Genomic DNA, 10,926 nt, shown 5'->3' on the forward strand with positions numbered 1-10,926 from the left:
AAAACAGATATATCAACTATCTTCACAGACAGTTGATATATCATACATACAAACACATATCAGCTTTTACGCCAATATGAGGGATAAGTCAGGAATATACCGCTGTATTCTTCCCAACCCGTATAATGCAGGGAACTCATGAATATATCATGAGTTCAGGGACCTACATATTTCTTTGATATTCCTTCAGATAGTTCGTAATACCTTCCAGCAATATATTCGTGACACACTGCTTCCCTTCTTCCGAGAGAAGGAACTCAACATCCTCCTTATTGTCCTGAAAGAAATTCTCGACCAGCACTGCCGGACAATTCGTTTTCTGACAGATATAAAAATTGGCAGTCCAATACAACTTTTGCGGAGACGGACGACGAACCTTCACCTTCCTGTTCAAGGCAACTTGTGCCAGTTGCCGGGCAAGCCGTTTGCTATTCATTGAAGCATTGACACCAACAAATACGCTCCATCCGCTTGCGGACATCCACTCAGCACCACTCCCCATCGCATTACAGTGGATTGATACCAATATAGCATCTTTTCCGAATGCATTGACACGCCTCACACGCTCAAATAACGCCACATCATTTTCTCCCGGCACAATACGCTGAGCATCAATGCCTTCATTTTGTAGTCCGGTTACCAATCGGTCTGCAATTTCACGAGTATATGCATACTCCTTCAAACGACCGTCAGGCGAACATTTGCCGGGAGTTTCCTTGCCATGTCCGTTATCTATTAATATTTTCATGTATAGATTATAGATGGTACTATTTTTGATACGCTCCGTCCTTGGCTTCAAATATCACCGAAGGCTCAAATACTTCTACTGTATGCCATGCGCCTTTGGGTATTTGGCAACCATACTTAGCTTCAGCAGGATTGAGGCGGATACGTTGTATCTCTCGATATTTCACCTTACGAGCTACATCCTGTGCATCCATACCTTGTGGAAGTTCTTCCGCACTATTCTCATACGAAACTACTTCCTCATAGATTACCTCATCCAACTTTCCACACAAGCAGATTACCGTTTCAGTAGTATCCTCATGCCGATGAATAGGCACAACCGTACCCGGCAACAATGCATTGAGCATGCGCTGACTCGTATCGGCAGGCGAAGTACGCAAATCGAAGTTCTGGCGTAAACGAAGATTGGTCACAGCTTGTTCAAAAAGCGTATCTAAAAATTCTTTATCAAATTCCATAATCGTTATTTTTTCAATGATATAAGATATTCTTCATGTAAGTGATAGTACTTTTTCATGAACAATACATAAGCAATAGCTAATACAATCAATGTACTGATCAAATATACCCAATGAGCGAATATTGTATCAGGGCAGAGATAGATAAATCCGAGAGAGAGCACCAGCTGCACCATCATATACAGAGATGCCACCTTCACATGCCCGATCTTCAGTTCGTTAGCCATAATCTGATAGGCATGCTTACGATGAGCTTCCCCTAGATTCTCATGCAGCAAGATGCGATGACAGATAGTCAGACAGCCATCCACACCATAGACGAGAAGGAAAATGAGATAAGTCACATCTCCTGTTGTTAAGACTAACAAACCTATCATAAACAACAAGATATAAGCTACGCCAATAGAACCGACGTCACCCGCAAAGCACTTTGCCTTACCCTTCGGGCGGAAGTTGAACAAGCAGAATATCACATCTGCAATCAACACCACATAAATGAGCGACTGATTAACAAAGTAAATCGTGTTATTTAACAAAGCAAGAGGTACAAGTGATGCCATTGCATACACCCCAGTTATACCGTTCACACCATCCATGAAATTGACCACGTTCGATGCGCCCACACACACTATAAGCGCAATGATCACAATCCACCACATATTCCAGTGTAGGATATTCAACTGTCCAAACATCATCGTCATGGCAACAATCTGAGCCACCAACCGCACACTATCTGGCAACGAACGGATGTCATCAATGAAGCTCACTCCGGCAATGAGGGTAACTGCCAAGAGGAAAAATGGATACTGAAAGCCATAAAAGACAGACCAAATCCATAGACTTAGCAGGAAGATGATTCCTCCCCCCCTCAGCACGCTCGTTGAGTGGCTCGAACGCTCATTCGGTTTATCGATGATATTAAACCTGTCAGCGATCTTGAAATACGCCAACTCCAATACAAGAAGAATCATAAAGATGATTCCGTAAGTTACAACCACATTCATATACAACTATTTCTTTAACGATTGTGCCACACGTTTCAAACTTTCCTCAAAAGAAACTAACTGATAGTCAAAGTCCATCTTCGACATCTGAGGGTCGTAATAATAGGTGGAAAACATCTTGTTGATTGGCTGTAGTATGAAACTACCCAACCAAACGCAAGGATTAAATAAACGAGTGATCCAAATTTTATGCCCCCTCGCCTTGGCAAAAAAACGGATAATCTCAACAGTATCAGCCAACTCTCTGTTCTGAGGATAGAACGTGCCTGCTAGCTGATGCTCAATAGCCTGCTTTACGAACTCCGCAAGGTTATCGATATAGAGCATAGAACGCTTGTTATGCCACTCCGGGAAGACAGGAATTTTGCAAGCCAACTTCACCAGACGTGAGAAATTGCCCTTCGCGTTAGCACCATAGATCATGCACGGACGTAAAATGCATATCTTCATATCTTCAGAACCATTCTGCACCAAGGCCTTCAAGCCATTCTCCGCCTGCAACTTCGAGTCACCATAGAATCCATTAGGATTCGGCTTGCTATGAGCTGTCAGTACCTCGCTCTTCAAACTCCGACTCTCGTGGAATACAATCTGCGAGCTCATGAAGATGAACTGCTTCACGCCATTCACCTTCGCATGCTTCGCCACCTCAATGGCTAAATCACGATTCACTTTATAGTACAGCTGCTCCATCTTCGGATCCGCATTCACATGTGCGATACCTGCTACATGGAACACTACATCGTACCTGCTATAGTCAACTTTCTTCCAATTATCCTCCATGGTATCCACCGCATCAATCAGGTACTCTCCGGGAGCACTTGCTAAAATATACTGACACACACTCTCACCCACGTATGAACCCGCACCGGTAATAAGAATTTTCTTCATTTATATGTTGTTATTTTTATTAAACTCATTCTCCTCCACATCAATATCCTTAGTACCCCAATAGGAGTCTAAAGCACATTGACAGGATTATACAACTCCCTCATAATTTCCATCACAGCCCCAACGTCCAGACTCTTGGCCTTTTCAATGTTGTATGCGCCCCCAGCCTTCAAGTCTTTGGCAACCATGATCTTACTTAGGGCGATAGTCACCTCATCGCTCTTGGCAGGAGAGAACATAAATCCCCCTTCACCCTCATCTATCAGATCCGTATTACCCCTAATACGAGAGCAAAGCACCGGTAACCCACTCGCCATAGCCTCCATCACAGCCACCGACAACCCCTCTCTGTACGACGGATGCGCAAACACATCTGCAGCCTTGAACAGTTCACGAACATCCGTGCGAAACCCCAACAACTGTAACTGATCGTTGATACCCAGCTCTGTCGCCAACTGCTCCAAATGTTCCTTCAGTACCCCACGTCCAGCTATCACATACTTCAGGCGCTTGTCACCCAAGGAAGCCATCGCATGTAGTACCACCTCATGATTCTTATTCCTGTTTAATTCACCCACACTCAGCATCAAGATATCGCCATCGCCAATACCCAATTCCTTACGCTTAGCAGCACGCACCTCAGCATAATCTGCCGCTGGATTGAAAGCCTTGGTATTAATACCCACTCCAGGCACATACACCACCTCTTTAGCGTACATCTTCTCCTGCGCCAACTTATAGTCCTCGTAAGTGATAGTTACTAGTACATCAGTCCATCGGCTGCTGAACTTCTCAATAGGATAGAATATCAGCCAATTCTGCAATGAAGCACCCTTGAAGAAATGAAAACCATGGGCGGTGTAGATCACCTTCGTACCCTTGCCCCGCATATCACGGGCTGCAATACGCGACAGCAAGCCACCTATGGGCGAATGACTATGTATCAGGTCATAATCGTTCTCCTTCACTAGATGACGCGTCTGACGGTACGCCCTCAGGTTTTGCCCCACCTTTAGCACATTACGGGCAAAGTCCACTTGATGACACTCCACCCCCATCTTCGCCAAGGTACACTTTAGTGCCGCCACCTTCTCATCGCTACACGTGCTACCCTCCACAAAGTTGCATGCCACATCCACCTTATAACCCAGTTCTATCATCAACCGGATATTCGGCATATTAAACTGATCTATCATTGACGCCACCGACGCCAAGACTAATGCTTTTTTCATATTCTTAAAAGATTAATTAAAGAAGAACGAAGCGCAATAACCTAAAGGATACAAGCTTCTTCTAAAATCAGAGTCTCAAGTTTATTATGTATATCATGCGTAAGCACTCAATTTAGGGTATCCCCCTTTGAAAAGGCACATTACTGTGCCCTAAACCGTGTTTTGTTAATTAATTAGTTTTGAAATTAACATTGGCTTGTAGCCAAAGTGATTTTGTCAGGAACCATGTTAACATAATCCCTGCATCCGTTAAAGATATTTTTGAAAAAAGTTCCGATGAAGTTCCAGATAGAACTGCCATGAAGCTTTACCGTTCCTATTACACTATGATAAGTTACAGCCATCTCAGCACCGGCATCACTGCCATAATGGAGTGAATTGTTGCGTTGAGTAGTCAGCTTTCGAATGGTTCGCTCGGCAAGATTATTGTCTATCGGGAGTTCACCGTCATCCAAGTACGCAAAGAGCTCTTTTCAGAAACGATTCAAATAATTAAGAGCTTCGGTATAATACTGACTTCTAAATTCTGAATCCTTTGACGTCTGTCACCAAAACGTTCCTCATTCGCAAAATCAAGTTTTTCCTGAAGAGATTTAGCCTTACGTTCAGCCGATTTGCCAAATCAGATTGTTTCGATTGCAGGGATGCCATCTGCTATTCAGTTCCTTCATCTGAGCCATGAAATCCTCCAAAACAAGCGTCATGGCATCACTTGTCAACCTGAGGTCATAATTCTGCTCAGCAAGGTATTGTATGTATCGGTCTTTTTGATCGTCTGCCATACCTTCACTATAATTTATAGAATTACGTGAGTAGGTTTCCCTACTCAACACATCCTTTTTTTGAGTCGATTTGAAGCCGTTCACGAATAATAGACAACACACGGCTGTGCTTGCAACGCATATCGGTAAAGTCACGGACATAATAAAAATGATTCAGACCGGTAACATTCAGCATAAAACCTCCAAATTCTCTACCATACGAACTAAATCCTGATAGCTTAAATTCTTTGGGGATAAATGTAATCCATTACAGATACGAATGTCAATCCATATGCGAACGGAATTTTCACTGTTTTGTGATACAGGTTGAGGTTGAACACTGGGCTTATCTTTTTTCTCATGAGTAAGCACAGGAGCACCATCAATCTGAACTTCGACTACTTTTTTTCGAGTATCCTTAAACCATTTTTGAAAGATGTTATAAGGAACTTTGTTCTTAAAACAGAATGATTGGAGAGATTCTCCATGAGGAAAAGCCTCGGTCTGGTACTGAAAGTAAAACCTTTCTAGATCTTCACTGCTATACATAATTCTATAAATTGGGTTGGCAGCGAAAGTATCACTTTCAATTAATAGCCATTTTTTGACTGCTTACTTTCAATTCAGTTATCCGATGAATATTCATTCAGAGCTTTCTCCTATGTAAATAATCATACAAACAAACTGGCATAATAGCTAAAACCAAAGGACGTAAACAATACACATAAGTCCACCATGGGAATTTCAGCATCTTATAACCTATATATCGTACATAAGCCTCATTCTTTCGATTCATCCAATTTCTTCTTGCAATTGCATTTCTATCATCACGCATTTCATATATTGGATATTCAAGCATATATCCTTTGTAACCAGCAGCATACATCTTGAACCAAAGATGATAGTCCTCCACCCTAAGCAATTTGGGGTCAACTGTATATCCGCCCACCTTCTCATAAGCCTCGCAACGTACCATACAAGGCGCATGGCAAAAAGGAGTACCGGCTATAAAATCCCGTTTAGTAACAACCCCACGCCCTTTGCCACTCATAAACACACCCTTATCATCAAAATAATGCATAGGTCCACTTACGATTGCAAAATCAGGATGTTCATCAAGGAACTTAACCTCTTGTTCAAAACGATGTGGAAGTGATCGATCATCCCCATCCATACGGGCCACAAACTCCGTATCAACATACTCCAAACAATGATTCAATGTAGCATTCAACCCCATATTATATTCATTCTGTATCACAATATAATTAGGATGCGTCTCCGCCCATTTTTGTGCGACTTCCAAGGTATTATCCTTTGAATCATCATCACAAAGCACCACTTTAAATCTTTTATACGTTTGAGCCTCTAATGATTCAAGAGCCTCTATCAAAGTATCGGCACAATTGTATATGCCCATTATAACAGAAATTCTATATTTCATACACATTACAGATAAATAATGTTCATAAACAAAGTAAAGCCAAGGTGAAGACCAGCAAAAAGGGCTACAATCTTAAACCTCGAACTGCCCCAGACACATTCTTCATCCAGTAGTGGATAGACCAATACAATAGGGTACATAAACCAACTGAGGTATGCAATACGATTGGTGAAACCTGCGTACATACACAAGAGCCAAATACCATTCATTAAGAGATAGGTACAAAGAACTCTATTGTACTTCAAGTTATCTATCTTTTTCTTGAATATTGCCCAATAACCAACTAAAACCGGCATTGCGCTATATACCACAAAGTCTAAGCGAAAGCCCGTCTTACCTTCCCAACCTGCCATATTCTCAGCATCAAGATATGAGGCACCTTTAGCATCAGAATAGGACATAAACAATGTCTGGAAGAAAGTTACATGAGCAGCCGACAACGCAAGACACACTACCCAGAACAAAAAATACCCTTTAGGCTTGCTGTAGAACCATACAATAAAGAAGGACAATACACAAGGAGTCATAGAATGATGGAACCCCCATGAAGCAACAGCCAGAATGGAAGCAATAACTGGCTTATCAGACCTATAAGCTAAAGCACATAGGAACAAAGCTGCAGCAACTCCTGCTTTCACACCATTTACAGAATATGAAAAAGTGGAAAAAGCCCCTAAAAACACAACAAATGCAATCAACGTGTTATCAGGGAAGAACTTTTTGCAGGCAAGATACGTTCCTATAAAATATATGCTTGCCATAAATAGGAACAAAGTATGCCAGCCAAGATCGTATGATGCAAAGAAGTAATAAATGTTTTCGAACAGCAAATTCTCCACATCTGCTGATAGTACAAAAGGTTCATGCAAATGATAATAGTATCCTGCAACATAACCTACCGTATCAACAAATACTGGATCATTCGGGCGCAGTCCAATAAAGATTGTACAAAGCAATGCAAGAATAAATGTGTTGCTAGAACTGTCTTTGACTAACACTCCACTACTGCTCATCCTATACCGATTGTACACTGAAAAGGTGGCAATCGTTACTATGAACAAGTAGATAAATAAATAATATGATCCTGGAATCATTGTTAATTCTCCTTTAGCCAATTATTCTTTTGACTAACAAGAGTTGCCATCAACTCTTTAGCTACCTTTTCACCACAGAAATTCATGCGCACAAATTCACATCCCCTCTTGGCAATCTTCTCCAGTTCGTCCTGATTTTCAGACTTCTGCCAGAACTCTATCGTCTTACGGAGACTTTCTTTAGTACCATCGTAAGCAATGTAATGTATTCCGGGAATAAGACCAAGATCGCGATACATAGGCGAATCGAGACCAATGTAAGCACTACCACATGCCATGCCCTCTACATAGCCGATACCAGGAACACCGAGGATCTCCTCACCAAGGAGATGCATCTTGTAATCGTTGAACTTCTCCACCATATTGAAACTGAAGTATCTCTTCTGCTGACCAACATGGGTGAGGTTATAGAACTTCTTGTACATACGCACAAAATAGTTCTCGCCATCTACATACTTCTTACCTACGTTGTCCTCCAGATAGTCGCTACTGTAGCAATCTACTGTGTCCTTGAAGAAGTCCGGACAATCCTTCACGAACTTACGAGCAGGCTGGTCGCAAGGGTCACCATAGACAGACACGAACTCCTCATGCTCCTTATAGGTGATAGTACCTGTGGAAAAGCACTTGTTCTGACGCTCCTTAAAGGGCTTCATATTCTTAAAACGCTCAGCAAACACAAAAGGTATAACCACCCATGGACGCTCTACGTGATAATATTTGCGGAAGAGTTCAGAAGACTTACTCAGATCCACTTCGTTGAAATAACACTGGAAGTCGGCCTTCTCCATGCATGCATTCTCGGTCTTGCGGCCATGGAAATGAAGCATGCTTAGAGCCTTGAATGCCTTGATATCACCAGCCACCTCATAGTTGCTCTTACCCATGATATTATAGAGGATGACGATGTCATCAAGTCGGATGTCACTTGCCTTTGTCAGAATGGTTACCTTCTTAGGATCGATGCCGTTCTTCTTCAGAATATTCTTATTCTCCCAAAACCTGAGACAATGGAACTTATTTAAGGCGCCACCATCATTCGGAACGAGTGAGAACCCATGCTCAGTGATGTAGTTGCACACCTCATACTTGTCGCTATCAAGCAGATAATCAAGAATATATCTATGTTTCAGAGCTGCCGAAGTCCTGAAATAGATGACCTGCGAGTTACGCACAAGCATCCAGCTGGTATGCAGATTGATGAAAATGATTCTTTGCATATCTTATTTTCTTTTTCTCAGTTTACGTAATTTGTTGTAGAAGTCCAAAAAGCCTTCTCCAAAGATAGGTATGAGGAGTTTCTTTCGAATGAAGCGCACAAAGTGGCTGGTCTTGGAGGTCCATGTCATCGTCTGCCAATGGATGGCATATGAATTTTCAGTTTGATGTTTGGTTCCTCGCTCCAAACTCACCACATGAAAATAGTCGTCGGGATAGAGAATAATCCCCTCCTTCAATTCCTGATACTTATTCTTATGTACATAGCCATATTCTGCAAGCACCTCTTGCAGGTGTTCGTTTACAACTGCCATATTGAGTGAACCATCTGGCTTGACAAAAGACATAGTTCTGTAGTAGTCAAGCACCTTCTTCCAATAGGGGTGTCTCGGTTCTGTACCATACATGGCGGTAATGGCTCCATCCTCATCGGTGCCCAATACTACGCGATGAACTTCCAACGGTGCAATAGGCTTGAGTATCTCGATATCGGTATCAAGATACCAGCCGCCATATTTATAGATAGCTTCGATGCGGGCATAGTCTGATACAAAAGCCCATTTCTTCAGTTCAAAGGCTTCCTTTGCAAACTGGCACGAGTTGACATCAAAAGTCTCTTCGTTCCAAAGTTTGAACTCGTAATCCGGCAGATACTTTTTCCAGCTATCTATGCACTTCTGTATTTTGGATGGGAATGGGGTGTTTCCAAACCAAACATAATGAATAATCTTTGGTATCATTTGTGTATATATTTTAATAAACTAAACGATATGGATGCCGCAATAGCATACAACTTCATTTTGGCTGTTGGGATATCTGACTTGAGTATCAACATCAAGTTGCATCTCACATTTTGCTGACGCATATAGATATGCTCATCATATCCATATGATGTAGTCGATGCATAATACAAAGCCCACATGTCTTCGAGGGCTGCTCTCACTTTGACTACATCAAGATATTGCGGCCATAGTTTGGCTACATCTTCAGTTATCAGTTTCCAGACCTGATGATTTGATCCCTTCTTCTCTGGTGTCCAAGATGCATGAGAGATACTGCTATCATTCATTCTGTAATGATACAGTATCTTGTCAATCAGTACTACCTTATCCGCATTCTGTAATAATCCCCATACAAATAGCGCATCCTCTCCGTAGGAGATTCCACAATGGAATCGCACATTGTGGAATAAACTCGTCGCAACAAGTTTATTCCACAATGAACCGTTAAAACGCACATGACGAAGAAATTCGAAAACTACTTCGGATTGTTCCCAACCTACCTCGTTTTGGGTGTTTTTGTCGAACGAATTATCATTTTTGACCATACCACATGTCACGATGGACGAGTTTGTAGTAAGTGCTTTTTGTATTAAGAGTTCCACCATGTCCAGCTCAATCCAGTCATCGGAATCCACAAAAAGCACATAGTCACCCCTCACCTTGTCCAACAGATGGTTGCGTGTGATGGCCACACCACAGTTGTTCTGGTGGTATATCTCAATACGTTTGTCCTTGGCTGCAAATTCTTGCATCACGCTCCAAGTATTATCTTCACTACCATCGTCTATCAGCACGATCTGCAAATTGCTGTAGGTCTGATGGATAATGGAATCAAGACATTTAGGTAGAAACTTCTCTACATTGTAACTTGGTAAGAGGATAGACACCAAAGGAGTATTATTCATACTTTTATTATTCTAAGTTTCCCCAGCAGGTAGGTAAATTCTATACTGAGCAGAACCACCACCAGCGGGTTGAAATACATATATATATTTTCTATCGACTCGGGAAGTCGCATCGCTACGACTTCGCACACTTGCATAATGAGTATATGGAAGATGTAGATGTAGAGCGAATAGTTGCGCCCCAAGGTCGATATGATATTATCCTTTGTTTGTATGGTTAGCACTGCAAGGAGAGCAATGCCGTATGTGAGTAGCATCAGATTTATCTCCTTAAGCGCAAGCATACCTAAATCCTTTCCTGTTAAATAGTAACGAGCTAAAAACAATCCGGCTATTACTAACGCAAGCAATAGTTGCAATCCACTTTTTTTTAAGCACTTACCTCCAAAATGG

At 41.9% G+C, this 10,926-nt stretch carries 13 protein-coding genes and 1 pseudogene; all 14 read right to left on the reverse strand.

What is annotated here, in order from left to right; all coding sequences use genetic code 11:
* Positions 1–163: 163 nt before the first annotated feature.
* The gene (locus tag NSB03_RS18650) at positions 164–748 is read right to left on the reverse strand and encodes an N-acetylmuramoyl-L-alanine amidase (protein WP_024988606.1); all 585 of its coding nucleotides are present in this window, start codon (positions 746–748) and stop codon (positions 164–166) included.
* Between the two features lie 19 nt (positions 749–767).
* On the reverse strand, positions 768–1,205 hold the full coding sequence (locus tag NSB03_RS18655; RefSeq protein WP_024988605.1) for a WbuC family cupin fold metalloprotein: 438 nt from the start codon (positions 1,203–1,205) through the stop codon (positions 768–770).
* Positions 1,206–1,210: 5 nt separating this feature from the next.
* Positions 1,211–2,209, reverse strand: a complete 999-nt coding sequence (locus tag NSB03_RS18660) for an MraY family glycosyltransferase (protein WP_148332502.1) — start codon at positions 2,207–2,209, stop codon at positions 1,211–1,213.
* A gap of 6 nt (positions 2,210–2,215) precedes the next feature.
* Complete coding sequence (locus tag NSB03_RS18665) at positions 2,216–3,100, reverse strand: NAD-dependent epimerase/dehydratase family protein (protein ID WP_148332501.1); 885 nt, start codon at positions 3,098–3,100, stop codon at positions 2,216–2,218.
* 68 nt (positions 3,101–3,168) lie between these two features.
* Positions 3,169–4,332 carry a glycosyltransferase family 4 protein gene (locus tag NSB03_RS18670; RefSeq protein WP_121767055.1) on the reverse strand — a complete coding sequence of 388 codons (1,164 nt, stop codon included), beginning with the start codon at positions 4,330–4,332 and terminating at the stop codon, positions 3,169–3,171.
* Positions 4,333–4,517: 185 nt separating this feature from the next.
* Positions 4,518–4,944, reverse strand: a pseudogene (locus NSB03_RS18675) (IS66 family transposase); the annotation flags it as partial.
* Positions 4,938–5,114 (reverse strand): hypothetical protein, encoded by a 177-nt coding sequence (locus NSB03_RS18680; RefSeq protein ID WP_159102164.1) that lies wholly within the window; start codon positions 5,112–5,114, stop codon positions 4,938–4,940. The gene NSB03_RS18680 and the pseudogene NSB03_RS18675, both read right to left, overlap by 7 nt.
* Before the next feature lie 168 nt (positions 5,115–5,282).
* Positions 5,283–5,642: a hypothetical protein gene (locus NSB03_RS18685; RefSeq protein WP_024988604.1), complete on the reverse strand. Its 360-nt coding sequence runs from the start codon at positions 5,640–5,642 to the stop codon at positions 5,283–5,285.
* A gap of 97 nt (positions 5,643–5,739) precedes the next feature.
* Positions 5,740–6,510, reverse strand: coding sequence for a glycosyltransferase (locus tag NSB03_RS18690; RefSeq protein ID WP_245001059.1), 771 nt, complete (start codon positions 6,508–6,510; stop codon positions 5,740–5,742).
* Positions 6,511–6,539: 29 nt separating this feature from the next.
* Complete coding sequence (locus NSB03_RS18695; RefSeq protein WP_159102163.1) at positions 6,540–7,547, reverse strand: EpsG family protein; 1,008 nt, start codon at positions 7,545–7,547, stop codon at positions 6,540–6,542.
* Positions 7,548–7,630: 83 nt separating this feature from the next.
* Complete coding sequence (locus NSB03_RS18700) at positions 7,631–8,848, reverse strand: glycosyltransferase (RefSeq protein ID WP_024988601.1); 1,218 nt, start codon at positions 8,846–8,848, stop codon at positions 7,631–7,633.
* 3 nt (positions 8,849–8,851) lie between these two features.
* The gene (locus tag NSB03_RS18705) at positions 8,852–9,586 is read right to left on the reverse strand and encodes a glycosyltransferase family 32 protein (protein WP_024988600.1); all 735 of its coding nucleotides are present in this window, start codon (positions 9,584–9,586) and stop codon (positions 8,852–8,854) included.
* Positions 9,583–10,533, reverse strand: coding sequence for a glycosyltransferase family 2 protein (locus tag NSB03_RS18710; protein WP_024988599.1), 951 nt, complete (start codon positions 10,531–10,533; stop codon positions 9,583–9,585). Before NSB03_RS18710 ends, NSB03_RS18705 begins: the two co-directional genes overlap by 4 nt.
* Positions 10,530–10,926, reverse strand: a 397-nt coding sequence (locus tag NSB03_RS18715) for a hypothetical protein (RefSeq protein WP_257466573.1), incomplete at its 5' end; no start/stop codon positions are given. The genes NSB03_RS18710 and NSB03_RS18715, both read right to left, overlap by 4 nt.

Source organism: Bacteroides acidifaciens, from assembly GCF_024623065.1.
GTDB lineage: Bacteria > Bacteroidota > Bacteroidia > Bacteroidales > Bacteroidaceae > Bacteroides > Bacteroides acidifaciens.